The sequence below is a fragment of the Rhodococcus sp. JCM 9793 genome, from assembly GCF_055380405.1.
Genome location: NZ_AP043721.1, coordinates 3,839,251 through 3,865,575, shown reverse-complemented (window position 1 = coordinate 3,865,575; position 26,325 = coordinate 3,839,251). Strand labels below are relative to the sequence as shown.

Annotated in this window: 26 protein-coding genes; 21 read left to right on the top strand and 5 right to left on the bottom strand. The window is 67.6% G+C overall.

The features are described 5' to 3' along the window. Positions 1 to 97: 97 nt before the first annotated feature. From alaS to ACZ46K_RS19945, 6 genes are all read left to right on the top strand, one after another. Positions 98 to 2,764, top strand: a complete 2,667-nt coding sequence (gene alaS, locus ACZ46K_RS19970) for an alanine--tRNA ligase (protein ID WP_464744363.1) — start codon at positions 98 to 100, stop codon at positions 2,762 to 2,764. Further along, entirely contained in the window at positions 2,764 to 3,285 is a 522-nt protein-coding gene (gene ruvX, locus ACZ46K_RS19965; RefSeq protein ID WP_464749413.1) for a Holliday junction resolvase RuvX, read from the top strand. Before alaS ends, ruvX begins: the two co-directional genes overlap by 1 nt. A gap of 50 nt (positions 3,286 to 3,335) precedes the next feature. Continuing rightward, positions 3,336 to 4,961, top strand: coding sequence for an endolytic transglycosylase MltG (locus ACZ46K_RS19960; RefSeq protein ID WP_464749412.1), 1,626 nt, complete (start codon positions 3,336 to 3,338; stop codon positions 4,959 to 4,961). Between the two features lie 10 nt (positions 4,962 to 4,971). Continuing rightward, positions 4,972 to 5,811: a shikimate dehydrogenase gene (locus ACZ46K_RS19955; protein ID WP_464744361.1), complete on the top strand. Its 840-nt coding sequence runs from the start codon at positions 4,972 to 4,974 to the stop codon at positions 5,809 to 5,811. A gap of 90 nt (positions 5,812 to 5,901) precedes the next feature. Continuing rightward, positions 5,902 to 6,255, top strand: a complete 354-nt coding sequence (locus ACZ46K_RS19950; protein WP_054808028.1) for a YciI family protein — start codon at positions 5,902 to 5,904, stop codon at positions 6,253 to 6,255. 1 nt (position 6,256) lies between these two features. Beyond that, entirely contained in the window at positions 6,257 to 7,486 is a 1,230-nt protein-coding gene (locus tag ACZ46K_RS19945; RefSeq protein WP_464744359.1) for an RNA polymerase sigma factor, read from the top strand. Here the strand turns inward: ACZ46K_RS19945 and ACZ46K_RS19940 are convergent. After that, on the bottom strand, positions 7,473 to 7,841 hold the full coding sequence (locus ACZ46K_RS19940; protein WP_464744357.1) for a DUF1622 domain-containing protein: 369 nt from the start codon (positions 7,839 to 7,841) through the stop codon (positions 7,473 to 7,475). The two genes, ACZ46K_RS19945 and ACZ46K_RS19940, sit on opposite strands and share 14 nt — an antisense overlap. A gap of 144 nt (positions 7,842 to 7,985) precedes the next feature. On the opposite strand from ACZ46K_RS19940, the gene ACZ46K_RS19935 reads away from it, so the two are divergent. From ACZ46K_RS19935 to aroB, 4 genes are read left to right on the top strand one after another with little or no spacing between them, the layout of a single operon-like run. Further along, positions 7,986 to 8,612, top strand: a complete 627-nt coding sequence (locus ACZ46K_RS19935; protein ID WP_464744355.1) for a prepilin peptidase — start codon at positions 7,986 to 7,988, stop codon at positions 8,610 to 8,612. 47 nt (positions 8,613 to 8,659) lie between these two features. Beyond that, a complete protein-coding gene (aroC, locus tag ACZ46K_RS19930; protein WP_464744353.1) occupies positions 8,660 to 9,847 on the top strand; it encodes a chorismate synthase in 1,188 nt (395 codons plus the stop codon). A gap of 4 nt (positions 9,848 to 9,851) precedes the next feature. Further along, positions 9,852 to 10,412, top strand: coding sequence for a shikimate kinase (locus ACZ46K_RS19925; RefSeq protein ID WP_464744351.1), 561 nt, complete (start codon positions 9,852 to 9,854; stop codon positions 10,410 to 10,412). Next, positions 10,409 to 11,518 (top strand): 3-dehydroquinate synthase, encoded by a 1,110-nt coding sequence (gene aroB, locus ACZ46K_RS19920; protein WP_054807834.1) that lies wholly within the window; start codon positions 10,409 to 10,411, stop codon positions 11,516 to 11,518. The genes ACZ46K_RS19925 and aroB overlap by 4 nt, the downstream gene beginning before the upstream one ends. 4 nt (positions 11,519 to 11,522) lie before the next feature. On the opposite strand, the gene ACZ46K_RS19915 is transcribed toward aroB, so the two are convergent. From ACZ46K_RS19915 to ACZ46K_RS19900, 4 genes are all read right to left on the bottom strand, one after another. Beyond that, positions 11,523 to 12,116: a TIGR03086 family metal-binding protein gene (locus ACZ46K_RS19915; protein ID WP_464744349.1), complete on the bottom strand. Its 594-nt coding sequence runs from the start codon at positions 12,114 to 12,116 to the stop codon at positions 11,523 to 11,525. 63 nt (positions 12,117 to 12,179) lie between these two features. After that, on the bottom strand, positions 12,180 to 13,016 hold the full coding sequence (locus tag ACZ46K_RS19910; RefSeq protein WP_464744348.1) for an alpha/beta fold hydrolase: 837 nt from the start codon (positions 13,014 to 13,016) through the stop codon (positions 12,180 to 12,182). Then, a complete protein-coding gene (locus ACZ46K_RS19905) occupies positions 13,013 to 13,441 on the bottom strand; it encodes a helix-turn-helix domain-containing protein (RefSeq protein WP_464744346.1) in 429 nt (142 codons plus the stop codon). Before ACZ46K_RS19905 ends, ACZ46K_RS19910 begins: the two co-directional genes overlap by 4 nt. A gap of 77 nt (positions 13,442 to 13,518) precedes the next feature. Next, on the bottom strand, positions 13,519 to 14,214 hold the full coding sequence (locus ACZ46K_RS19900) for a B-4DMT family transporter (RefSeq protein ID WP_464744344.1): 696 nt from the start codon (positions 14,212 to 14,214) through the stop codon (positions 13,519 to 13,521). Between the two features lie 75 nt (positions 14,215 to 14,289). Between ACZ46K_RS19900 and ACZ46K_RS19895 the strand changes: the two genes are divergently transcribed. The 11 genes from ACZ46K_RS19895 (at position 14,290) to mihF (ending at position 26,321) form a co-directional block, all read left to right on the top strand. Continuing rightward, positions 14,290 to 15,390 (top strand): M24 family metallopeptidase, encoded by a 1,101-nt coding sequence (locus tag ACZ46K_RS19895; protein ID WP_464744342.1) that lies wholly within the window; start codon positions 14,290 to 14,292, stop codon positions 15,388 to 15,390. Between the two features lie 36 nt (positions 15,391 to 15,426). After that, a complete protein-coding gene (efp, locus tag ACZ46K_RS19890) occupies positions 15,427 to 15,990 on the top strand; it encodes an elongation factor P (RefSeq protein ID WP_054807759.1) in 564 nt (187 codons plus the stop codon). Next, positions 15,991 to 16,518 (top strand): transcription antitermination factor NusB, encoded by a 528-nt coding sequence (gene nusB, locus ACZ46K_RS19885; protein WP_464744339.1) that lies wholly within the window; start codon positions 15,991 to 15,993, stop codon positions 16,516 to 16,518. A 223-nt stretch (positions 16,519 to 16,741) separates the two neighbouring features. Beyond that, positions 16,742 to 17,359 (top strand): bifunctional pyr operon transcriptional regulator/uracil phosphoribosyltransferase PyrR, encoded by a 618-nt coding sequence (gene pyrR, locus ACZ46K_RS19880; protein ID WP_464744337.1) that lies wholly within the window; start codon positions 16,742 to 16,744, stop codon positions 17,357 to 17,359. Beyond that, positions 17,356 to 18,297 carry an aspartate carbamoyltransferase catalytic subunit gene (locus ACZ46K_RS19875; protein WP_054807973.1) on the top strand — a complete coding sequence of 314 codons (942 nt, stop codon included), beginning with the start codon at positions 17,356 to 17,358 and terminating at the stop codon, positions 18,295 to 18,297. Before pyrR ends, ACZ46K_RS19875 begins: the two co-directional genes overlap by 4 nt. A 29-nt stretch (positions 18,298 to 18,326) precedes the next feature. Then, positions 18,327 to 19,649: a dihydroorotase gene (locus ACZ46K_RS19870; RefSeq protein WP_464744335.1), complete on the top strand. Its 1,323-nt coding sequence runs from the start codon at positions 18,327 to 18,329 to the stop codon at positions 19,647 to 19,649. Beyond that, entirely contained in the window at positions 19,649 to 20,140 is a 492-nt protein-coding gene (locus ACZ46K_RS19865) for a PH-like domain-containing protein (protein ID WP_054807465.1), read from the top strand. Before ACZ46K_RS19870 ends, ACZ46K_RS19865 begins: the two co-directional genes overlap by 1 nt. 105 nt (positions 20,141 to 20,245) lie before the next feature. Next, entirely contained in the window at positions 20,246 to 21,430 is a 1,185-nt protein-coding gene (gene carA, locus ACZ46K_RS19860) for a glutamine-hydrolyzing carbamoyl-phosphate synthase small subunit (protein WP_464744332.1), read from the top strand. Continuing rightward, entirely contained in the window at positions 21,430 to 24,768 is a 3,339-nt protein-coding gene (carB, locus tag ACZ46K_RS19855; RefSeq protein ID WP_464744330.1) for a carbamoyl-phosphate synthase large subunit, read from the top strand. Before carA ends, carB begins: the two co-directional genes overlap by 1 nt. Further along, a complete protein-coding gene (gene pyrF / locus ACZ46K_RS19850) occupies positions 24,765 to 25,625 on the top strand; it encodes an orotidine-5'-phosphate decarboxylase (protein ID WP_464744328.1) in 861 nt (286 codons plus the stop codon). The genes carB and pyrF overlap by 4 nt, the downstream gene beginning before the upstream one ends. Positions 25,626 to 26,000: 375 nt before the next feature. Beyond that, on the top strand, positions 26,001 to 26,321 hold the full coding sequence (mihF, locus tag ACZ46K_RS19845; RefSeq protein WP_054807928.1) for an integration host factor, actinobacterial type: 321 nt from the start codon (positions 26,001 to 26,003) through the stop codon (positions 26,319 to 26,321). Positions 26,322 to 26,325 lie beyond the last annotated feature (4 nt).

Below are 26,325 nucleotides of genomic sequence, written 5' to 3'. Positions count from 1 at the left end.
CGCAACGGCGCGATAAGCTGAAATACGGCCGATTGACCTGATCGACCGCCCCTAGCCGGGCAGCTCCGCCACCGTCAGACCACAAAGGACCATCGACGTGCAGACCCACGAGATCCGCAGGCGCTTTCTCGACCACTTCGTGAAGGCAGGCCATACCGAAGTGCCGAGCGCCTCGCTGATCCTGGCCGATCCGAACCTGCTGTTCGTCAATGCAGGCATGGTCCCGTTCGTACCGTTCTTCCTCGGTCAGCAGACTCCGCCCTACTCTCGGGCGACCTCGGTGCAGAAGTGTGTGCGCACCCTCGACATCGAAGAAGTGGGCATCACGACCCGCCACAACACGTTCTTCCAGATGGCGGGTAACTTCTCGTTCGGCGACTACTTCAAGGAAGAAGCGATCACGCACGCGTGGTCGCTGCTCACCGGCTCCGTCGACGACGGCGGATACGGGATCGATCCCGAAAAGCTGTGGGCAACGGTCTACCTCGATGACGACGAGGCGTACTCGATCTGGCGCGACAAGGTCGGTCTCCCTGCCGAGCGGATCCAACGCCGCGGCATGAAGGACAACTACTGGTCGATGGGCATCCCCGGCCCGTGCGGTCCGTGCTCGGAGATCTTCTACGACCGCGGCCCCGACTACGGGGTCGAAGGCGGCCCGGAGGCCGACGAGGACCGCTACATCGAGATCTGGAATCTCGTGTTCATGCAGAACGAACGCGGCGAGGGGGGCGCCAAAGAGAACTATCCCGTCCTCGGCCCGCTGCCGAAGAAGAACATCGACACCGGCATGGGTGTCGAGCGGGTCGCGTTCCTGCTGCAGGGCGTCGAGAACGTCTACGAGACGGATCTGCTGCGCCCGGTCATCGACAAAGCCGAGGAACTGACCGGCAGCCGCTACGGCGCCGACCACAGCTCCGACGTGCGCTTCCGCGTGATTGCCGACCATGCGCGTACCGCGGCGATGCTCATCGTCGACGGCGTCAACCCCGGCAACGACGGCCGCGGCTACGTCCTGCGCCGCCTACTGCGCCGCATCGTGCGGTCGGCTCGACTGCTCGGCGCCGACCAGCCCGTCATGGCCGAATTCATGATCGTTGTCCGCGACACGATGGCTCCGTCGTACCCCGAGCTCGCGACGGACTTCTCGCGCATCGAGACCGTGGCAGTGGGTGAGGAGACTGCGTTCCTCAAGACCCTCGGCACCGGCAGCAAACTGTTCGAAGGTGCTGTCGAGTCGGCGAAGGCACAGGGCAAGTCAGTGCTCGGCGGTACCGAGGCGTTCGCACTGCACGACACCTACGGATTCCCGATCGATCTGACCCTCGAGATGGCGTCCGAGGCGGGGCTGTCCGTCGACGAAGAGGGCTTCCGTTCCCTCATGGCCGAACAGCGTCAGCGCGCGAAGGACGACGCTCGGGCCCGCAAGCACGCGCACGCCGACCTCACGGTCTACAAAGAACTGCTGGACCGCGGCCCCACCGAGTTCACCGGATTCACCGAACTTGTGACAGAGGCCCATGTCCTCGCGGTGATCACCGGCGGTGAACGCCTGCACACCGCGACAGCCGGACAGGAGGTCGAGCTGATCCTCGACCGCAGCCCGCTGTACGCGGAGGCCGGCGGCCAGATCGCCGACATCGGTGTGATCACCGGTCCGGGTCTGAAGATCAAGGTCGACGACGTACAGAAGATTGCAAAGCAGCTGTGGACCCACAAGGTCACTGTCATCGAGGGGCAGGTCACCGAAGGCGACGCTGTGCTCGTGCAGGTCGATCCGGAATGGCGTAAGGGCGCGACGCAGGGACACTCGGGCACCCACCTGGTGCACGCCGCACTGAGGGAGGTCCTCGGGCCGAACGCCGTGCAGGCAGGCTCGCTCAACAAGCCCGGCTACCTGCGCTTCGACTTCTCGTGGCCCGGTGCGCTCTCGGAGCAGCAGAAGCGGGACATCGAATCCGTCACCAACGAAGCCGTCGCCGCGAACTACCCGGTGAACACCTTCGTCACGGACCTGGACAACGCCAAGAAGATGGGCGCGATGGCGCTGTTCGGTGAGAACTACGGCGACGAAGTGCGTGTCGTGGAGATGGGCGGGCCGTTCTCGATGGAACTGTGCGGTGGCACGCATGTGCAGCACTCGTCGCACGTCGGGACCGTCACACTGCTCGGTGAACAGTCCGTCGGCTCGGGAGTGCGCCGCGTGGAGGCCTACGTGGGCCTCGATTCCTACCGGCACCTGGCCAAGGAGCGTGCTCTGCTCGCAGGTCTGTCGTCGACGCTGAAGGTGCCGTCGGACGAGGTGCCCGGACGTGTCGAGTCACTCCTCGAGCGGCTCAAGGTCGCCGAGAAGGAACTCGAGAAGACCCGCGCCGCGAATGTCGCTGCCGCTGCCGGTTCCTTCGCCGACAAGGCCGAGCGCATCGGCGATGTCCTGGTGGTCGCGGGCCGGGCACCCGAAGGACTATCCGGTAATGCACTGCGCACTCTGGCGTCCGACGTCCGAGGACGTCTCGGCAGCGAACCTGCCGTCGTGCTGCTGCTCGGCACCGCCGACGGCAAGGTGCCGTTCGTCGTGGCGACCAGCGACGCCGCACGGGCCAAGGGCATCAAAGCAGGAGACCTGGTGTCGAGCTTCGGCCCGGCGATCGGTGGTCGCGGCGGTGGCAAGCCCGACATGGCGCAGGGACAAGGCTCGGACGCCTCGGGTATCGATGCGGCGCTCGACGCGTTCCGCGGTCGGCTGCGCGAGCTGGCCGGCTGATCGTGGCGGAGCTTCCCGGCCCTGATCGTCCCGGTTCGGATGATCCGGGCCGGGGTCGTCGTATCGGCATCGACGTCGGCAGTGTGCGGATCGGGGTGGCGTCCTGCGACCCCGACTGCATCCTCGCTACCCCGGTCGAGACTGTGCCGCGGTCCAAGGAACGTGGCCCCGACGCGCCCGATATCCGGCGCATTGTCCAGATTGTTATGGAATACGAGGCGGTTGAGGTTATCGTCGGGCTGCCGCAGACCCTGCGCGGCGAGCCGGGGAAGGCCGCGAAGCTGGCGAGCGAATTCGCGCGCCGACTTCGCCGGCAGATTCCCGAGGTTCCCGTTCGGATGGCCGACGAACGCTTCACGACGGTCACTGCGGCGCGTGCGCTTCGCGACAGCGGAGTCAGCGCGCGCGGTGCGCGGCCCGTGATAGACCAGGCCGCGGCCGTCGCCATCTTGCAAGGTTGGTTGGACGAGCGGAGTGCAGCAGTGAACGTGGCAGACGGGGACCAGGGGAGCGGCCGGTGAGCCGGGACGGACGGTACGGCGACGACACTCCCGATGCTCGGCAGGGCGGTATGTTCAGCGACCCCTATGCCGGTAGCTACGACACCGCAGGTCGCTACACCCCGCCCACTCCGCCCGCGGCGCCGCGGCGCGACGACCCCGGCCGGACTCCACCCGCAGGTGGTCGGCATTCGGACGACGACCCCACCAACGTCCTGCATTTCGAGGAGGGCGTGTTCGACGGCCCCCCGCCACAGCAGGAAGCGCGGTTCGGGGACGAACCCCGACGGTCCCGTCGCGACGACGAATACGTCGGTGGCTACTCGTATGCCCAACGTCGAGAAGACGACTACGCCGACGATCACTACGCAGATGATCACTACGACGGTGCAGACTACGACGAGCCCGGTGTGTTCGATCGGACCGAGACCATTGCAGCGATCCCCGGCGACGAAGCGGACGCCGAGTCGTGGAACGACGACGATCGCGCAGCCCCGACCGCCGTGGGCGCTACAGCCGTGCAGCGATCAGAGAACACCGCATCGGCACGGCGCCGTAAGCGCGGCAAGGCCGTCGGCTCCCTGGCGGCCGTGCTGCTTCTCATCGTGGTGGTGGGTGGCGGCTACTTCGCCTACAACCGTTTCCTGGGGCCGGGACTGCCGCCCGATTTCGCCGGCCCTCCCGGACCGGTCGCCATCGTGCAGGTCAATGCGGGCGAAACCGCCACCGAGATCAGCAGCGAGGTCGCAGACAAGGGCGTGACTGCCAGCGCCGACGCGTTCTACAACGCCGCGGTGCAGAATCCCGGAATGAACGCCGTGCACCCCGGTTTCTATGCGATCCCCACCAACATCTCCGGTGTCGACGCGGTTACCACATTCGTCGACCCGGAGAGCCGGGTGGGCGCGCTCGTCATCTCGGAAGGTCGTCAGCTCCACGACATTCGCGATGTCAACACCGGCGCGGTCCGCAAGGGCATCTACACGCTCATCGCGGAAGCAAGCTGCTACGACGATGCCGGTGCCGCGCAGTGCTTGACCTACGAGGAGCTCGTTGCAGCAGGGGCGAACATCGATCTGGATGCGCTCGGGGTCCCGGTATGGGCGCGCGACGCCGTCTTGCAGGTCCCGGATCGAGAGCGTCAGCTCGAGGGACTCATCGCGGCGGGTAGCTGGGACTTCGACCCCTCGGCCGAGCCCGCCGAAGTGCTGCGCACACTCGTGACCGGCAGCGCTGCTCGATACGACGAGACGGGAATCGCAGCTGCCGCACCGACAGTGGGACTGACACCGTACGAGATGCTCGTTGCCGCATCCCTGGTCGAGCGTGAAGCCATGCCGGACGATTTCGCGCGGGTCGCACGCGTGATCCTGAACCGACTCGATATCGACCAGATGTTGCAGTTCGACTCGACGGTCAACTACGCGCTCGACGAGACCGAACTCGCGACCACCGACGCAGACCGCGCGCGCGTGACCCCGTGGAACACGTACGCGAGCGTCGGCCTGCCCGCCACTCCGATCTCGTCACCGAGCATCGGTGCCCTGCAGGCAGTGGAGAACCCGGAACCGGGAGCATGGACATACTTCGTGACGATCGACGACCAGGGCACCACCCTGTTCGCCGACACCTACGACGAACATCTCGTCAACACTCAACTGGCTCTCGAAAGCGGAATCCTCGACAGTGGTAGATGACAGCACGCACATGCCCCGCAAGGCCGCGGTGCTCGGCAGCCCGATCGGGCATTCGAAATCCCCACTGCTGCATCTCGCCGCGTATCGGGCACTCGGACTGACCGACTGGACCTACGAGCGCATCGAATGCACGGGGGAGCAGCTACCGGGTTTCGTGTCCGGTCTCGGCGACGAGTGGGTCGGACTGTCCGTCACGATGCCCGGCAAGTTCGCCGCGCTCGAGTGTGCGACCGAACGCACCGAGCGGGCGGTCGCGATCGGCTCGGCGAACACCCTCGTCCGTATCGCCGGCGGCTGGCGCGCCGACTGCACCGACATCGACGGTGTCAGCGGTGCGCTGGGCACCATCGGCGTGACCGATCTGACGGGGCGGCCCGCGGTCGTCGTCGGCAACGGCGGCACCTCCCGTCCCGCGATCGTCGGCCTGGCCGACCTCGGCGTCCGCGAGGTGACCATCGTGGCGCGCTCGGAGCAGCGGGCGGCCGAAACCTTCGACTGTGCCGAGGCCGTGGGGGTCGCACCGCGGTGGGTGTCGTTCGACGATCCGGCTCTGGGCGAGGTGTGTGCAGCATCCGGAGCGTTGGTCTCGACGGTGCCCGCTGCCGCGGCAGCGTCGTATGCCGACGCGCTGGCGAAGGCACCGTTCATTCTCGACGCGATCTACGACCCGTGGCCGACTCCGCTGGGTGCGGCCGCACGCGCACGTGGCAGCGTCGTCGTGTCGGGCTTGACGATGTTGCTGCATCAGGCGTTCGGTCAGGTGGAACAGTTCACGGGCCGTCCCGCGCCGAGGGCCGCGATGGCTGCGGCCGTCGGTCTCGGCCGGCGAATCGAGAAATTCTCGGGCTGATCGTCGAAGCGGCTGTCGAATCCGGCATCTACCGTTCGTGTAGTAGATGAGAGGCCGGGAACTGCCGGCCACGCCCGAAGGGAACACGACATGGCCCAGTACCTGCTCAGCATCTACCAACCGGACGGAGAACCGCCGGCACCCGAGTTCCTCGAACCGATCATGCGTGCGGTCGAGGCATTCGGCGCCGAACTCCGAGAGTCGGGCGCGTGGGTGTTCTCCGGTGGGCTGCACCCGCCGAGCAGCGCCACGGTCGTCTCGGCGAAGGACGGCGAGGTCCTGACCACCGACGGCCCGTATCTCGAAGGCAAGGAACATCTCGGGGGATTCAACGTCATCGAGGCACCCGACCTCGACGCGGCACTCGACTGGGGACGCACACTCGCGAAGGCGACGACCCTGCCGATCGAAGTGCGCCCCCTCCAGTGGGGCTCGTGCAGCTGACATGAGCGAGGCCCCCGCATCGCGGATCGAGCTGATCTTCCGTGAGGAATACGGACGGGCCGTGGCGGTCCTCACCCGTGTCCTCGGCGACATCGACGCCGCCGAGGACGCGGTGCAGGACGCCTTCACCGTCGCCGCAGATCGATGGCCCGGCGACGGCATACCTCCGAGTCCCGCCGGCTGGATCATCACGACCGCGCGGCGACGCGCACTCGACCGCGCGCGGCGCGAGAGGACCCGCGCGTCCAGGCAGGCGGAAGCCGAACTCCTGCGACCCGGCGATGAACAGGCCCCGATCGAACCGACCGACACGCTCGACGACCGACTGCGCCTGATCTTCACGTGCTGCCACCCGGCACTCGCCCCCGCCGCGCGGGTCGCGCTGACACTGCGATTGCTGGGCGGCCTCACCACCGGGCAGATCGCCCACGCCTTCCTTGTACCCGAACCGACGATGGCCCAACGAATCACGCGCGCCAAGAACAAGATCCGCGACGCGCGAATACCGTTCCGGAACCCGGACGTACACGAGCTGCCCGAACGGCTGACCGCGGTGCATGCCGTGCTGTATCTGATCTACACCGAAGGACACACGTCGAGCACGGGCAGTGATCTCGTCGCCGTCGACCTGTGTGCCGAAGCCACCCGTCTGGCCCGGATACTGACCGAGCTGATGCCCGACGATCCGGAGACGACGGGCCTGCTCGCAGTGATGCTGCTCGGTGAATCCCGCCGTCCCGCACGGACGTCGGACGACGGTGAACTTGTGCTCCTCGCAGATCAGGACCGGTCGTTGTGGGACCGCGCGCTCGTCGAGGAGGGACAGACCCTCGTCCGCCGTTGCCTGCGGTGGAACACGCCGGGCCCCTACCAGATCCAGGCGGCCATCGCGGCCGTGCACTCGGATGCACGCACCGCTGCCGACACCGACTGGTATCAGATCGTGCAGCTCTACGATCAGCTGTATCGGGTCGCGCCCACACCTGTCGTCGCACTGCACCGCGCGGTTGCGGTTGCGGAGGTGGACGGTCCGGCAGTCGCCTTGGGGATCGTCGACACGCTCGCGCTCGACCGCTACCACGTGGCCCACGCCGTGCGCGCCGATCTGCTGCGACGTCTGGGCCGCACCACGGAGGCCGTGGCCGAGTACATCATCGCGGCCGAACAGACCGGAAACGACGTCGAACGACAGTTCTTGCTGCGCCGCCGCGATGAGCTCAGCTCGCCGTAGCGGCGGGGTCCTCCTCCTCCTCCTTCTGCCATGGCCACCGGCCTTCGATCTCGAGCTGGAGCGACCAGCTGAGAAAGGTCCTGATGAGGACGATGATCGCGAGCACCCCGACCGAAGTGAACGTGGGAGTGACCGCGACGGTCTTGATGATGTCGGCCGCGACCAGGAACTCGAGTCCGAGCAGGATGGAGCGCCCGAGATTTCGTCGATAGGGCTCGTAGATCTTCGCGCCGCTCCTGCGCCGCCACGAATCCAACGCGATCCAGGTGGACACGGCCGCGCCGAGAACGATGCATGCGACACCGACGACATCGATCGCGGAACCCACGTGCTCGAGAAGTTCTGCCACCTGCATCAGTGAAACTCCCTCCCACCCGGGACAACCGACCTGCTCATGCTTGCACGCCGAGTTGTCCACAGGAGGCGCATCGATCCACAGATTCGGCGATTCCGGGGCCGGCGGCGCCAACGGTCGGCGCGAACGACCCATGCTGCGACTGTGATCCCCGCAGTTGTGATCCCCATGATGATGGCGCTCCTCGGAGCGGTGGCCGGCGTGCGTGTGCGGAAGCTCACGGCGCGACTGTCCGGAGCGGAACCGTGGCGCGGCGCATGCGAGGCCGCGTGCGCAGCCGGCGGCGTCCTCGCAACCACGGCGACGTGGCCCGCGACGGCAGCGCTCGCTCTGTTGATGTGGTGGTGCGTGTGCTGCAGCGGGGTAGACGTGATGGTGCAACGGCTTCCCAACGTGCTCACCCTCGGCGGGGGACTGGCGGTCGTGACGATCGGGGCCTGTGCGGGACACGGTCGCGCGGCTGCGGTCGGCGCGGCCCTGCTGACCGCGGTGATGCTCACCGCACATCTGCTCTTCCCGCGTTCGCTGGGTGCCGGCGACGTGAAACTCGCGATCGGACTGGGCGGCGCCGCGGGTGTCGCCGGAGCACAGGCCTGGATGATCGCGCTGTTTCTCCCGCCGCTGCTGACCGCCGTCGTCGGGTCGCTTGTGCTGCTGTGCCGGCGTATCGGACGGGTCTCGTCGGGTGAGCGATCGTCCGGGTCGACGGTGGTGCCACACGGTCCGTCGATGTGTGTCGCGACGGTGCTCGCGGTGCTGGCCGCCGGTTGATCAGGGTGGCGTCACAACTCACCCGGGGACCATGGAAGGATGGACGCGTGCTGCGCTGGATAACTGCCGGAGAATCCCATGGTCCCGCCCTCGTTGCGATGCTCGAGGGCATGGTTGCTGGTGTCGAGGTGACGTCGAACGACATCTCGGAGCAGCTCGCCCGCCGGCGACTCGGCTACGGACGCGGCGCGCGCATGAAGTTCGAGGCCGACAAGGTCACCATCATCGGCGGCGTGCGCCACGGACTCACCCTCGGTGGTCCCGTCGCCATCGAGGTCGGCAACACCGAATGGCCCAAGTGGGAAACCATCATGGCTGCCGACCCGGTCGACCCCGAACTGCTCGCCGGGCAGGCGCGCAACGCGCCGCTGACCCGCCCTCGGCCCGGTCACGCCGACTACTCGGGCATGCTCAAGTACGGATTCGACGACGCACGCCCGGTGCTCGAACGCGCCAGCGCCCGCGAGACCGCGGCCCGCGTCGCCGCAGGCACCGTCGCCCGCAACTTCCTGCGCCAGGTGTTCGGCGCCGAGGTCGTCTCCCACGTCATCTCCATCGGTGCCTCCGATCCGTACGTCGGCCCGGAGCCATCCGCTGCAGACCTCGACGCGATCGATGCGAGCCCCGTTCGCGCCTTCGACAAGACCGCCGAAGAATCGATGATCGACGAGATCGAAGCCGCCAAGCGCGACGGTGACACCCTCGGCGGTGTCGTCGAGGTCGTTGTGCACGGACTGCCGGTGGGCCTCGGTTCGTTCGTCAGTGGCGCCGAACGCCTCGATTCGCGGCTCGCCGCGGCGCTGATGGGAATTCAAGCCATCAAGGGTGTCGAGGTCGGCGACGGATTCGAGACCGCACGTCGTCGCGGCAGCGCCGCCCATGACGAGATGGTGCCCGGACCGGACGGGGTGGTCCGGTCGACCAACCGCGCCGGTGGTCTGGAAGGCGGTATGACCAACGGTGAGGCGCTGCGTGTGCGCGCGGCTATGAAGCCGATCTCGACGGTGCCACGCGCCTTGTCCACCATCGACATGAGCACCGGCGAAGAGGCCGTCGCGATCCATCAGCGCTCCGACGTGTGCGCGGTGCCCGCCGCGGGTGTGGTGGCCGAAGCGATGGTCGCGCTCGTCGTCGCGCAGGCGGCCCTCGAGAAATTCGGTGGCGACTCGCTGGCCGAGACGGCGAGCAACGCCGACCATTACGTGAAGGGGATCGCGGCGCGTCCGCCGCGGTGACATCGTGGCACCGCGCGCAGTCCTGATCGGGCCACCCGGGGCCGGAAAGTCCACCATCGGGCGACGGGTGGCCCAGGCACTCGAGGTGCCGTTGCTCGACACCGACGCCGAGATCGAACGCGTCACCGGGCGAACCATCCCCGAGATCTTCACCGAGGACGGTGAGCCCGAGTTCCGCCGGATCGAGGAGCAGGTCGTGGCGGATGCTCTTGCCTCGCACGACGGCGTGGTGTCGCTCGGCGGTGGGGCGATCCTGTCGGAGCGGACTCGGGAGCGGCTCTTGGGGTGCACGGTGATCTACCTCGAGCTCAGTGTCGCGGAAGGACTGCGTCGAACCGGGTCGAACACCACTCGGCCGTTGCTCAACGGTGGTGATCCGGCGCAGAAGTACCGTGATCTGATGCGGCGCAGACGGCCGCTGTACCGGAAGTCGGCGACGATCCGGGTGCGCACCGACGGCCGTAGCCCCGGGCGCGTGGTCCAGCAGGTGCTCGCCAAGCTCGTTCCGGCGCAAGAAGACTCGAACAACATGACCAGCGAAGAGAATCGGAGCAGCACACCGTGACCGAACCGGTACGCATCGACGTCGACACCTCCCGGCCTTACCCGGTTGTCATCGGACGCGGATTGCTCGGCGATGTCGTCGAGACCCTCGCGGGCACCCGCACCGTCGCGATCTTCCATCAACCGACGCTGACTGCCACCGCGGAAACGGTGCGGGAAGCACTGGCGGCGGCGGGAATCGACGCGCATCGCATCGAGATCCCGGATGCCGAGGATGGCAAGGAACTCGCGGTTGCCGGTTTCTGCTGGGAGGTGCTCGGGAAGATCGGGCTCACCCGTTCGGACGCGGTCGTCAGTCTCGGTGGCGGCGCCGCCACGGACCTCGCGGGCTTCGTGGCTGCGACCTGGATGCGCGGAGTGCGGGTCTATCACATTCCGACGACGCTGCTCGCCATGGTCGATGCGGCCGTGGGCGGCAAGACCGGTATCAACACCGAAGCGGGCAAGAACCTCGTGGGGTCGTTCCACGAGCCGTCGGCGGTGTTCGTCGACCTCGCGACCCTCGAGACGGTGCCGCGCAACGAGATCATCGCGGGTCTGGCAGAGGTCATCAAGACCGGCTTCATCGCTGATCCGGTGATCCTCGAACTGATCGAAAAGGACCCGGCGGCCGCGCTCGACCCGACCGGAACCGTGCTGCCCGAGCTGATCCGGCGCTCGATCGAGGTCAAGGCGAAGGTCGTCGCTGCGGATCTGTTGGAATCGAGCCTGCGCGAGATCCTCAACTACGGCCACACGCTCGGTCACGCGATCGAGCGCCGCGAGCGATACAAGTGGCGTCACGGCGCGGCTGTGTCCGTCGGTCTGGTGTTCGCCGCGGAGCTGGGCAGGCTCGCGGGGCGTCTCGACGACGCCACCGCCGACCGGCATCGCACGATCCTCGAATCGGTGGGTCTGCCCACCACGTACGCGTCGGATGCGTTCGGTGACCTGCTTGCAGGCATGCAGACCGACAAGAAGAACCGCGCCGGCATGCTGCGATTCGTGGTGCTCGACGGCCTCGCGAAGCCGGGCCGGCTCGAGGGCCCGGATCCGTCGCTGCTGGCCGCCGCCTATTCCGAAGTGGCCCGACAGGGAACAGCCGACGCGGGCACCGTCCTGCTGTAATCCGTCAGGAACCGTCAGGTGCCCACGCCGGATCGCGACCGGTGAGGCCGATCAACCGATCGAGGTCCGACCCGCGATCCGGAACGGGCACCGCCGGACCGAACAGCCCACCGGCGTCCCGTTGCTCGTCGGTGATCGACTCGGCGAACGCGGTGCACGCGGCGATCTCGAACGGTGTGCACGAGTACGACCGGCCCGTGGCGACGGCGAGATCCCAACCGTGCACGACGAGTTCGTCGAGCGCGACGAGCCCCGCGATGTTGCCGGGCAGATCGAGGCCGCCTGCTCGGGTCGGGCCCGACCACGCCTCCGGAGCGCGCCACGCCCGGCGGAGCGCGTCGAGACGGTCGCGGCCGACCGCACGCCAGTTGTCGGGTAGCTCGACTGCGCCGGGCGAGGGGGCACTGTCGGTGAGAGCACCGAGGTCCTTGCGTGCGGCGGCATCGAACGCGAGCGATAGACCCAGCACGTGGTCGACGAGAACTCGGACCGGCATCCCGTCACACGGTGTGGGCCGGTCCAGGTGATCGTCGTCGATTCCGTCCAGGACGCCGGTCATCCGGTCGGTGGCGGGGGACAGGTCGAGCATTTCGGACATGTTCTCTCCTCGGTCGGTGGTTCTGGTAGTACCGACTGCCGCCGAGTAGGAAACTGAGCGCCGCTACGGGCTGCGGAGGAATCCGAGAACTGTGTCGGTCTGGCCGAGGATCGCGTGCCCGACGCCGGGCAGGACCTGCACCCGGGCGGTGGGTAGGACGCGTCCGAGTCGTGTCGCGGTGTCGGCGGAGTCGAACATCAGGTCGCGGTCACCGACGAGCGCCAGCACCGGTACGTCGATGCCGGCCAGCGCAGCGTCGTCGAACACCGGAAGTCGCTCCGTGCGGGGCCGGAAGATACCGAAGGTGGCGGTGATCTCGTCGACGACGGGATTGTCCGGGGCGAGCCCGGTCATCCGCGCAGCGGATCGGCGTCGACCCGATCGCCCGAACAGGCTCAGTGCCGCGACGGCGGCGACACGTCCCGTGGTCTGCCGTCCGATCCCGCCCGGGCAGAGCAGCGCCAGCCGGTCGACCCGATCCGGTCTCCGGAGGGTGTAGTCGAGCGCGCTCCACCCGCCGAGCGACATTCCTACCAGGGCGGTACTGGTCAGGCCGAGTCCGTCGAGCACGTCGTCGAGCCACAGCGCGACCGCATCGGTGTCGAGGCGTGGGCGGGACCGGGCACTCAGGCCCGGTTCGCCCACCATGTCCACAGCGTATACGCGGAAATCCCGGGACCAGGACTCGATATCGCCCTGCCACGTCGACGAGTTCGCACCGGACCCGTGTAGCAGCACCACTGGGGGCGCATCGGCGGGACCGCAGGCGAGGGCGAACGTCTCGCCCTCCCTGGTGCCGATCCTCAGATTCTCCGCGGGTACGGGCCACGCGTCGAGTTGTTCGAGGTAGCGCTGGATCATCCGGCGGGCGCCGGCCTCGGACCGGTAGATGGTGCTCATGAGTCGAGCACCGCCTCGACGGATTCCAGCAGTCGAGCGGTGTCGGCGAGGCCACCGAGGATGACGACCTTCATGCGACCGCGCTGCTCGTCGTAGATCGTGTCCAGGCGCAGTGTCGTGCCCTCGTCGCGATGTGCCACCGACGCCGTGAGCAGTGTGCTGAGCCGATAGGCAGTGTGGGGGTCGACGGCGTCGATCTCGATGATGCTCGACACCTCGCTGTGCCGCATGGTCGAGGTGCTGTCGCTGAGCGGTGGTGGCACCGGGCGGCCGGTGAACGCCTCGAGGTCGTCGTGGGCGATCCGGTACTGCTTGCCGATGCGCACGGCGGGGAGCTTCCCGTCGCGCACGTAGTTGCGGACGGTGCGCACGTGCAGCCCCAGGCGTTCTGCGACCTGGTCCACTGAGTACAAAACTTCAGGCATGAAACAACCCTATCGTCCCCTATAAGATGTATCAATGGGGAACGATAGGGTTGTTTGTGGAATGTTGCGAGCGGGTGTCAGGCGTCGCGGTTGCGGGACGTCTGATCGACGGCCGGGAACACCTCTGTCGGCGCCTCGTCGTTGCGCCAGGCCTCCGTCGCGGCGGTGCCGTGGATCGAGTCCGTGGCGGTGCCGTGGATCGAGTCCGTGGCGGTGCCGTGGATCGAGTCCGTGGCGGTGCCGTGGATCGAGTCCGTGGCGGTGTCCTGAGAGGCCCCTCGGGTGGAGGCGGCCATCGCGGGTTCGCGCTCCGGACGGTTCGAGTGGTCGGACCAGTCGTCGTCGCCGGACTTGTCGTGACGGACCAGGAATCGGCCGACTGCGACCGCGGCCATCGCAGGAAGGAACACCAGCAGCACGGTGAAGGCGGCGCCGGAGGTCAGTTCGAAGAACAACGACTTCACGCCCACCGGGATGGAGGTGGCGGTGTCGACCAGCCATGTCACGAAGCCACCGACGAGGCCCGTGACCGCACCGGCGGCGAGCCACCGCATCGTCAGATCGTCGCCGTCGTCGGCGTCCGGGTGGGCGCGACGGTCGCGGATGCCGTCGAGACCGGCCCATGCCACCGCCGCGAGAACGACCACGGCCAGTCCGGCCCATCGCAGGACCGACCCCTGCAGGGGCCACTGGATCAGTGCGGCACCGAGCAGGACCCGCACGACGACGTGGACCACGGCGAGCCCGAGCCCGCGAAGCAACCAGGGTTTCATGTACCCGAGAGTAACGCCTGCCAAGGGGGAAGTGTGTCCAGGCCCACATTCGGTCTGCGCGGTAGGTTGAACGACATGCCCGCCGATCATGCTTCCCGCCGCGCGGCGCTGCGCGGACTCCTGGCCGAACGCGGCCTCGATGCCCTGCTGGTGACCGATCTGCTCAACATCCGGTACCTCACCGGATTCACCGGATCCAATGCGGCCCTGCTAGTGGCGACCGATGATGATGTCGACGAGTCGCGCACCCTGATCTGCACCGACGGGCGCTACCTGTCCCAGGTGGCCGAGCAGGTCCCTGATCTGCGCGCCGAGATCGGGCGCGCGTCCGCCGCCCACCTCGTGAGCACTGCGGGGCAGGGATCCAACCCGACATGGGGTTTCGAAAGTCACATCGTGACGGTCGACGACCGTGGTCGCTGGGACACCCTCGACGCCGCTGTGGCCTTCGCCGCCGCTCCCGGCCTCGTCGAGAAACTGCGCATGGTCAAGGACGAACACGAGATCGACCTGCTCCGGCAGGCGTGTGGAGCCGCGGACCGGGCGCTCGCCGATCTGATCGCTGCAGGGGGTCTGCGCCCTGGGCGTACCGAGAAGGAGGTCGCGCGCGACCTCGAATGGCGCATGTTCGAGCACGGCGCCGACGGCATCTCGTTCGAGACGATCGTTGCTGCCGGTACCAACTCCGCTGTACCGCACCACCGCCCGACCGACGCGGTGCTCGCCTCCGGGGATTTCGTGAAGTTCGACTTCGGGGCGCAGGTGGGTGGGTACCACTCGGATATGACCCGCACCTATGTCCTCGACCGTGCCGCCGACTGGCAGCGCGATGTCTACGACGTGGTCCTGCGCGCCCAACGCGCCGGGCGGGAGGCTCTTGCGCCGGGAATCGAATGCGCTGCCGTCGACGCTGCCGCCCGATCGGTGATCGCCGCAGCCGGACACGCAGAGCTGTTCGTGCACGGCCTCGGGCACGGAGTCGGCCTCGAGATCCATGAAGCGCCGGGAATAGGTGCCGCCGCGCCCGGTACACTTGTCGCCGGTGCGGCGGTGACCGTCGAGCCGGGTGTGTACTTCCCGGGGCGCGGAGGCGTGCGGATCGAGGACACGCTCGTGGTGCGCGAGCAGTCTCCGGAGCTGTTGACGCTCACCGCCAAGACATTGACCGTCGTATAAGGGGCGGTCCCCCCGACTCTAGGAGACGCGAAGTAAGTGGCTGACACCAGTGATTTCAAGAACGGACTCGTTCTGAAGATCGAAGGCCAGCTCTGGCAGATCATCGAGTTTCAGCACGTCAAGCCGGGCAAGGGTCCCGCGTTCGTGCGTACGAAGCTCAAGAACGTGACGTCGGGCAAGACTGTCGACAAGACGTGGAACGCCGGTGTCAAGGTCGAGACCGCCACCGTCGACCGTCGAGACATGACGTACCTGTACAACGACGGCACCGACTACGTCTTCATGGACGGCGAGACCTACGACCAGATCTCGATCACGCCCGAGCTGCTCGGCGATGCCGCGAAGTTCCTGCTCGAGAACATGCCGGTGCAGGTGGCGACGCACGAGGACCTGCCGCTGTTCGTCGAGCTGCCGGTGACCATCGAGCTGGTCGTGAAGCACACCGATCCCGGCCTCCAGGGCGACCGCTCCACCGGCGGCACCAAGCCCGCGACCCTCGAGACGGGCGCCGAGATCCAGGTCCCGCTGTTCATCAACACCGGTGACAAGCTCAAGGTCGATTCGCGCGACGGCAACTACCTGGGGCGAGTGAACTCCTGAGTGTCCGGTACCCAGAAGAAACTCGGAGCCCGTCACAAGGCGCGTAAGCGCGCCGTCGATCTGCTGTTCGAAGCGGAAGCCCGCGACACCCACCCGGTCGACCTCGCGGCCGATCGGGTAGCGCTCGCCGTCCGCGACGATCAGGTCGCGCCGGTACCGCCGTACGCGCAGACGATCATCCGCGGTGTCGCGGAACACCTCGACGAGATCGACCGCACGATCGCCGACCACCTGCACGAGTGGACCCTCGATCGCCTTCCGGCAGTGGATCGCGCGATCCTGCGGCTGGCGGTCTGGGAGCTGTTCCACACCACCGATGTGCCGCCCGTGGTGGCCGTCGACGAGGCCGTCGAGCTGGCCAAGCAGCTGTCGACCGACGACTCGCCGGCCTTCATCAACGGCGTGCTCGGCCAGATCGTGGCACTTGCGGATCAGGTGCGTGCCGCGGCGGCGGCTACCTCGGCCCGCCCGGCCACCGCTGAGGGTCGGACCCCGGGCACGGACTCGGCACGAGCCGATCGGTCCTGACGGGCCACCACTCCGCTGTTCCGTGTCGAGCGGGTCCGTCCAGGTTTGCCTGGAGGACCCGCTCGACACGTTTTCATCGATGCCGACGGCCGACGTTCCCACAGCGGCTGTGTTGAGCTTCACCTGCGAACCAGGCCGGGCTCTGCCGGGCCGCTGATAGGCTCATTGACCGTCAGGCATCCTTTAACGACCCGTCCAGTGAGGCGGAGAAGGAGGTCGCTGGATGGCCATGTCCGAGGACAGGTCCACAGCTTCACCCGAGTCGATACCAGGCGTGGCCACACCGGCCCGCGAACTACTGTCCGCTGCTGATGTCAGCCGGACCATCGCGCGAATTGCGCATCAGATCATCGAGAAGACTGCGCTGGACGCCTCCGACGACCACGCACCCCGCGTCGTCCTGCTCGGAATCCCGACTCGCGGCATCACCCTGGCGCACCGCCTCGCCGACCGCATCGAAGAATTCTCCGGTGTGCGTGTCCCCGTGGGATCGCTCGACATCACCCTCTACCGCGACGACCTGCGCACCAAGCCGCACCGTCCGCTCGAACGCACCTCGGTGCCGGAAGGGGGCGTCGATCACACTCTCGTCGTCCTCGTCGACGACGTGCTCTTCTCCGGCCGTTCGGTGCGCGCTGCTCTCGACGCGTTGCGCGACCTCGGCCGGCCCGACGCCGTCCAACTGGCCGTGCTCGTCGACCGCGGGCATCGCGAATTGCCGTTGCGCGCCGACTACGTCGGCAAGAACGTGCCGACCGCGCGCACCGAAGACGTGCGGGTACTGCTCGACGAACGGGACGGCCGCGACGCCGTGGAAATCTCGGGAGGCAAGACCTCGTGAAGCACCTGCTCTCCATCGCGGACCTGACCAGGGACTCCGCGACCGAGCTTCTCGACGACGCCGAACGCTTCGAACAGGCATTGCTCGGCCGTGAGGTCCGCAAGCTGCCCACGCTGCGCGGCCGCACCGTCATGACGGTGTTCTTCGAGAACTCCACCCGTACTCGCGTGTCCTTCGAGGTCGCCGGAAAATGGATGAGCGCGGACGTGATCAACGTGTCCGCGTCGAGTTCGTCGGTGGCGAAGGGCGAGTCGCTGCGCGACACCGCGCTGACCCTGCACGCCGCCGGCGCGGATGCACTGATCGTCCGTCACCCCGCATCCGGTGCTGCACACCGCATCGCGGAGTGGGCCAACGAATCCGGGTCCGGCCCCGCGGTGATCAACGCCGGCGACGGTACCCACGAGCACCCCACCCAGGCACTGCTCGATGCGCTGACCATCCGCCAGCGGCTCGGCTCGGTCGAAGGTCGCCGCATCGCGCTCGTCGGCGACATCCTGCACAGCCGCGTCGCCCGGTCGAACGCGTTGCTGTTGAGCATGCTCGGCGCAGAGGTCGTGCTCGTCGCTCCGCGCACACTGCTACCCGTCGGGGTCGAAACGTGGCCGGTGACCGTCGCCGATTCTCTCGACGCCGAATTACCCGCACTCGACGCGGTGATGATGCTGCGCGTGCAGGCCGAACGCATGAACGGCGGGTTCTTCCCGTCCGCGCGTGAGTACTCGATCCGCTACGGCCTCAGCGCCCGGCGCGCCGCGATGCTGCCCGAGCACGCCGTGGTGCTGCACCCCGGCCCGATGCTGCGCGGCATGGAGATCGGATACCCGGTCGCCGATGCGCCGCAGACCGCTGTCCTTCAACAGGTCACCAACGGTGTGCACGTTCGCATGGCGGTGCTCTTCCGGTTGCTCGTCGGCACGGAAGGGGACCTGTCGTGACTCATCCCTCAGGAACAGGAGATACACCGGTGACGCCGCAGGTGCTCATCCGCAACGTCCGGCTCTACGGCGAAGGGGATCCGGTCGACGTCCTGCTCGGCGACGAACAGATCCTCGAGATCGGCACCGCCGTCGCCGCGTCGGCAGACGCGACGATCATCGACGGGACCGGGCAGATCATGCTGCCCGGATTCGTGGATCTGCACACCCACCTGCGCGAGCCCGGACGCGAGGACACCGAGACGATCGAGACGGGCTCGGCCGCGGCCGCGCTGGGCGGTTACACCGCTGTCTTCGCAATGGCCAATACCGACCCGGTCGCCGACTCGGTGGTCATCACCGACCACGTGTGGCGCCGCGGCCAGGACTGCGGCCTCGTCGACGTGCACCCCGTCGGTGCCGTGACGGTGGGGCTCGAAGGCAAGCAGCTCGCCGAGATGGGGACCATGGCCGCGGGCGTCGGTCAGGTCAAGATGTTCTCCGACGACGGCAAATGCGTGTACGACCCCCTCATCATGCGGCGCGCCCTCGAATACTCCGGTTCGCTCGGAGTGCTCATAGCGCAGCACGCGGAAGAGCCGCGCCTGACGGTCGGCGCGGTCGCGCACGAAGGACCTACCGCCGCGCGACTCGGCCTGGCAGGTTGGCCGCGCGCGGCCGAGGAATCGATCGTCGCGCGCGACGCACTGCTCGCCCGCGACGCCGGGGCGCGCGTGCACATCTGCCACGCCTCCACCGCCGGCACGGTCGATCTCGTGGAATGGGCTCGCGGGCAGGGTATCTCGATCAGCGCCGAGGTGACGCCGCATCACCTGCTCCTCGACGATTCGCGGCTCGAGACCTACGACGCTGTGAACAAGGTCAACCCGCCGCTGCGTGAATGCTCCGATGTCGAAGCGCTGCGTCGCGGCCTGGCCGCAGGCATCATCGACTGTGTGGCCACCGACCACGCTCCGCATGCCGAGCAGGACAAGTGCTGCGAGTTCTCCCAGGCCCGCCCGGGCATGTTGGGTCTCGAGACCGCCCTCTCGATCGTGATCGAGACGATGGTGCGCCCGGGCCTGCTCGACTGGCGTGGCGTCGCGAAGGTGATGAGCGAGCGGCCCGCGCAGATCGTCGGGCTCGATGATCAGGGCCGGCCACTCGCGGTCGGCGAACCCGCCAACGTGGTGCTCGTCGACCCGGACACCGAGTGGACCGTGAGCGGACCGGACCTGGCGAGCATCTCGCACAACACCCCGTACGACGCGATGACCCTGCCGGGCAAGGTCACGGCCACGGCGCTGCGCGGACGGATCACCGCCCGCGACGGCGCGGTGTTCCCGCGTCACGGCGGCGAGTGGGGGCTCTGATGGACCGCATCCTGCTGACCCTGATCTTCGTTGCACTGTGGCTGGTGCTGGTCCTGCTCATGTGGAAGGGCTGGCGCAGCCGCGCCCGGCGGCAGGCCGATGTCGTCGGTGAACTGCCCGCGCTGCCCGACGATCTCGGCGACGAACTCATCGCCCCGAGCAGCGGCCTGTATGTGGGCAGCACCCTCGCCCCGAGCTGGCAGGACCGCATCGCCGTCGGCGATCTCGGACACCGCGCAGTGTCGGAACTGAGCCGCCACACCAAGGGCATCCTGCTGAGCCGCACCGGTGAGATGCCCATCTGGATTCCACAGGACTCGATCCGTGCCATCCGGACCGAACGGGGACTCGCGGGGAAGGTGATGACCAAGGACGGTGTCCTGGTGATCCGCTGGGAGTTGCCCTCGGGTACCGAGATCGACACCGGATTCCGCGGCGACGACAAGTCGGTGTACCCGGCCTGGACCCACGAAGAGAACGAAAATTCATAGGACTGTGACGATCACAACGACGATGACGATCACGACAATCACGACACGCGAGAATTCAGCCCATGCGGCCGGCTCTGGTGAGGTCGAACAGAACGGAGACAACGCATGAGCGACAGAACATTCGGCGGTGGCACCGCAGTGTTGGTCCTCGAGGACGGGCGCGTCTTCCGAGGCATCCAATTCGGCGCCGTCGGGCAGACCCTCGGTGAGGCCGTGTTCAGCACCGGCATGACCGGCTACCAGGAAACTCTGACCGACCCCAGCTACCACCGTCAGATCGTCGTGGCCACCGCGCCGCAGATCGGCAACACCGGCTGGAACCAGGAGGACAACGAATCGGTCGGCCCGACCGGCGAGGCCTCCGAATCGAAGATCTGGGTGGCGGGATTCGTGGTTCGCGACCCGTCCCGCCGCACCTCGAGCTGGCGCGCCACCGGATCGCTGCAGGACGAACTCGAGCGGCAGAACGTCGTCGGACTCGCAGGTATCGACACCCGCGCGCTCGTGCGGCACCTGCGCACCCGCGGCTCTATGCGCGCCGGCGTGTTCTCCGGCGACGCCCTCGCGTGGAAGGGCGACGACCTCGACATCGATACCCTCCTCGACCGCGTCAGGAGCCAGCCGTCGATGCTCGGCGCCGACCTGGCCGGTGAAGTGAGCACCAGCAGCGGATACGTGGTCGAACCCGCCGATGGCACGGCACGCTTCACGGTCGCTGCGATCGACCTCGGTATCAAGACCAACACCCCGCGCATGTTCGCGCAGCGCGGCATCCGAGTGCATGTGCTGCCGTCCACCGCGACACTGCACGACATCCTGGACCTGAAGGCCGACGGTGTGTTCCTGTCCAACGGTCCCGGCGACCCGGCCACCGCCGACGGTGCGGTGCACCTGACCAAGGAGGTGCTCGGTCAGGGCCTGCCGCTGTTCGGTATCTGCTTCGGCAACCAGATCCTCGGCCGCGCACTCGGGCTGAGCACCTACAAGATGAAGTTCGGCCACCGGGGCATCAACATCCCGGTCGTCGAACACGAGACCGGCCGTATCGCCATCACCGCGCAGAACCACGGGTTCGCGCTCGAAGGTGAGGCGGGCCAGGAATTCGACACCCCGTTCGGACGCGCCGTGGTCAGCCACACCTGCGCCAACGACGGTGCAGTCGAAGGCGTCAAGCTCGTCGACGGCTCTGCGTTCTCCGTCCAGTACCACCCCGAAGCGGCAGCCGGACCGCACGATGCCGCCTACCTGTTCGATCGTTTCACCCGCATGCTCGAGGGAGAGAAGAACTGATGCCACGCCGTACCGATCTCTCCCACGTCCTGGTCATCGGATCGGGCCCGATCGTCATCGGTCAGGCCTGCGAGTTCGACTACTCCGGCACCCAGGCATGCCGGGTGCTGCGCGAGGAGGGCCTGCGGGTCTCCCTCGTCAACTCGAACCCCGCGACGATCATGACCGACCCGGAGTTCGCCGACTCCACCTACATCGAGCCGATCACCGCCGAATTCGTCGAGAAGGTCTTCGCGACCGAAGCCGCGAACGGCACCCCGATCGACGCCGTGCTCGCCACCCTCGGCGGGCAGACCGCGCTCAACACCGCGGTCGCGCTGTCCGAGCAGGGCATCCTCGACAAGTACGATGTCGAACTGATCGGCGCCGACTTCGATGCCATCCAGCGCGGCGAGGACCGGCAGAAGTTCAAGGACATCGTCGCCAAGGTCGGCGGGGAGTCCGCGCGCTCGCGGGTCTGCTACACGATGGACGAGGCCTACGACACGGTCGCCGAACTCGGTTACCCGGTCGTCGTGCGCCCGTCGTTCACGATGGGTGGTCTCGGCTCCGGCATGGCGTACGACGCGGCTGACCTCGAACGTATCGCCGGTGGTGGTCTCGCCGCGTCGCCGACCGCGAACGTGTTGATCGAAGAGTCCATCCTCGGATGGAAGGAATACGAACTCGAATTGATGCGCGACGGCCGCGACAACGTCGTGATCGTGTGCTCGATCGAGAATGTCGACCCGGTGGGTGTGCACACCGGCGACTCGATCACCGTCGCCCCGGCGATGACGCTGACCGACCGCGAATACCAGGCGATGCGCGACCTGTCGATCGATATCCTGCGTGAGGTCGGCGTCGACACCGGCGGCTGCAACATCCAGTTCGCGATGGATCCGCGCGACGGCCGACTCGTCGTCATCGAGATGAACCCGCGCGTGTCGCGCTCGTCGGCGCTCGCATCGAAGGCCACCGGTTACCCGATCGCGAAGATGGCCGCGAAGCTCGCCATCGGCTACACGCTCGACGAGATCGTCAACGACATCACCAAGGAAACCCCGGCGTGCTTCGAGCCGACGCTCGACTACGTCGTGGTCAAGGCCCCGCGATTCGCGTTCGAGAAGTTCCCGGGCGCCGACGGCACCCTCACCACGACCATGAAGTCGGTGGGAGAGGCGATGTCCATCGGCCGCAACTTCACCGAGGCCTTCGGCAAGGTGCTGCGCTCGCTCGAAACCAAGCGCGCCGGATTCTGGACCGGCCCCGCGGTGGACGGCACCCTCGAAGAGCTGCTCGAAGCGATCAAGACCCCCACCGACGGCCGGTTCTACCAGATCGGGCGGGCCCTCGACCTGGGCGCGACCGTCGAGCAGCTGTTCGACGCCACCAAGATCGACCGGTGGTTCCTCGACCAGTTCCAGCAGATCATCGAGCTGGGCGAGGATGTGCGCTCGGCCGAGGAATTCGGCGCGACCGAGCTGCGCTACGCCAAGCACCACGGCTTCTCCGACCGGCAGATCGCGGAGCTGCGACCCGCACAGTTCTCCTCCGAGGACGACGTGCGGGCACTGCGCAGCGAACTCGGCATCCACCCCGTGTACAAGACCGTCGACACGTGTGCGGCCGAGTTCGAGGCGAAGACCCCGTACCACTACTCGACGTACGAGCTCGACCCCGCCGCCGAGACCGAGGTCGCGCCGCAGCCCGACAAGCCGAAGGTGCTCATCCTCGGCTCCGGCCCGAACCGCATCGGCCAGGGCATCGAGTTCGACTACTCGTGCGTGCACGCGGCACTGACCCTGTCGGAGGCCGGGTACGAGACCGTCATGGTCAACTGCAACCCGGAGACCGTCTCCACCGACTACGACACCGCCGATCGCCTGTACTTCGAGCCACTCACCTTCGAGGACGTGCTCGAGGTGTACCGCGCCGAATGCGAATCCGGCACGGTCGAGGGCGTGATCGTTCAGCTCGGCGGTCAGACTCCGCTGGGGCTCGCGCGCCGGCTGAAGGACGCGGGCGTCCCGATCGTGGGTACCAGCCCCGAGGCGATCGACCTGGCGGAGGATCGCGGCGAATTCGGTCGTGTCCTCGACGAGGCGGACCTGCCGGCCGCGAAGTACGGCACCGCCACCACGTTCGACGGCGCACGGGAGATCGCCGCAGACATCGGGTACCCGGTGCTGGTGCGCCCGTCGTACGTGCTCGGCGGCCGCGGTATGGAGATCGTCTACGACGAGAAGGCCCTCGCGACCTACATCGAGAACGCCACCGAGATTTCCGACGACCGCCCCGTGCTGGTCGACCGGTTCCTCGACGACGCGATCGAGATCGACGTCGACGCCCTGTGCGACGGCACCGACGTGTACATCGGCGGCATCATGGAGCACATCGAGGAGGCCGGCATCCACTCCGGCGACTCGGCGTGCGCGCTGCCCCCGATCACCCTCGGCCGTGCCGACATCGAGAACGTGCGGCGCTCCACGGCGGCGCTCGCGAAGGGCATCGGCGTCAAGGGCCTGCTCAACGTCCAGTACGCACTCAAGGACGACATCCTCTACGTCCTCGAGGCGAACCCCCGGGCGAGCCGCACGGTGCCGTTCGTGTCGAAGGCCACCGCGGTGCAGCTCGCCAAGGCGTGCGCGCGGGTGATGCTCGGCGAGACGATCGCCGAACTGCGCGCCTCGGGCATCCTGCCCGCGAGTGGCGACGGCAGCGACACCCGACTCGACACCCCGGTCGCCGTCAAGGAAGCGGTGTTGCCGTTCAACCGGTTCCGCCGCGCCGACGGAACCGGCGTCGATACCCTGCTCAGCCCCGAGATGAAGTCGACGGGTGAGGTCATGGGCATCGACGACGACTTCGGCACCGCATTCGCCAAGAGTCAGGCCGCCGCGTACGGCCCGTTGCCCACCTCGGGTGTGGTGTTCGTCTCGCTCGCCAACAAGGACAAGCGGTCGATGATCTTCCCGGTCAAGCGGCTCGCGGATCTCGGGTTCCACGTGATGGCCACCGTCGGTACTGCGGATGTGTTGCGCCGCAACGGTATCCCGTGTGAGCAGGTGTACAAGGTGTCGGGCGAAGACCGCCCGGAGGGTGCACTGGACATCGTCGACCGGATCCGCGCCGGCGACGTGGACATGGTGATCAACACCCCGTGGGGCAACTCAGGTCCGCGTGTCGACGGATACGAGATCCGTAGCGCGGCGGTCGCGGCCAACATTCCGTGTGTCACCACGGTGCAGGGCGCATCTGCGGCGATCCAGGGTATCGAAGCGGCCCTGCGCGGCGACATCGGCGTCTCCTCGATCCAGCGTCTGCAGGCGCGGCTGCGCGACAGCGTCGCACAGTGACAGAGAACACCGCAGTGGCCGAACACGCAGCACCGGCGCCGTTCGGACGGCGGCTCGCCTCGGCTCTGGCCGAGCGTGGGCCGCTGTGCGTGGGCATCGACCCACACCCGCAACTGCTCACCGCATGGGGCCTGACCGTCGATGTCGCCGGACTCGGGACGTTCTGTGACCGGTGCGTCGAGGCGTTCGACGGGGTCGCACTGGTCAAGCCGCAGGTGGCGTTCTTCGAGGCATTCGGGTCGGCGGGAATCGCCGTCCTCGAACGCACCCTGGATGCGTTGCGGAGCTCGGACACCCTGGTGCTCGCCGACGCCAAGCGTGGCGATATCGGCTCGACGATGGACGCCTACGCACGCACCTGGCTCGCCGACACCTCTGAGCTGCGCTCCGACGCCGTTACCGTGTCGCCCTACCTGGGCTTCGGAGCGCTCGCTCCGGCGCTGGAGCTGGCCGCACAGACCCAGCGCGGGGTATTCGTGCTCGCGGCCACCTCCAACCCCGAGGGGGCCCAGGTGCAACGCGCCCGGGTGGAGGACGGTCGCACCGTCGCGCAGGTGATGGTCGACGAGGCGGGCGGCCGCAACGCGGGCGCCGAGACCCTCGGGTCGGTGGGTGTGGTGGTCGGCGCAACTCTGACCGATGCACCGGACCTGAGCGCGTTGCACGGGCCGATCCTGATGCCCGGTGTGGGTGCGCAGGGCGGTACCGCCGACGATGTGCGTCGTCTCGCGGGCGATGCGCTCCGGTCGGTGGTGCCGAACGTCTCACGTGAGGTCCTGCGAGCCGGTCCGTCCGTCGCAGCGTTGCGCGATGCGGTCGCCCGCACGGTCGACGGGTTCGCGTTCCTCCAGGCCTGAACATGCACAGTGCATGTCTTTGTGCAGCTCTGTGCCCTGCGCGACACGCGCAGGGCACAGATTTTTTTCAACTTGTGCTTCGAACGGGTCGCGCTCGATGTGCGGTGCTGGGGTGCACAAGCTGCGGTGACGTGGCGCGCACGACAAGACGTGCCTCTCACCAGGGCTTTTTCATCGACAGTGGAGATGTTGGATGGTCCGGTCGTGCGTCGACCTGCGGGTTCGCGACCACGGGATCGGAATGCACTACCGCACGGATATTCGAGTGGAACGGCGGGGGTCGGGTTCGCAATCGTCGGCGCGTCTGAGTACGGTCGCTATCGCCGCTGGTTACAGCGGTCGAAGACTGTTTTCCAACGATGAGACGGAGGAACCGTGGCCCTTCCCCAGCTGACTGCCGAGCAGCGCGCCGCTGCTCTGGAGAAGGCGGCTGCTGCCCGTCGTGTCCGGGCGGAGCTCAAGGAGCGCCTGAAGCGCGGCGGCACCGACCTCAAGCAGGTGCTCAAGGATGCCGAGAGCGATGAGATCCTCGGCAAGATGAAGGTGTCTGCCCTGCTCGAGGCACTGCCGAAGGTCGGCAAGGTCAAGGCGCAGGAGATCATGACCGAACTGGAGATTGCTCCGACCCGCCGTCTGCGCGGACTCGGCGATCGCCAGCGCAAGGCGCTGCTTGCCAGGTTCGATTTCGAAGCCTGAGCAC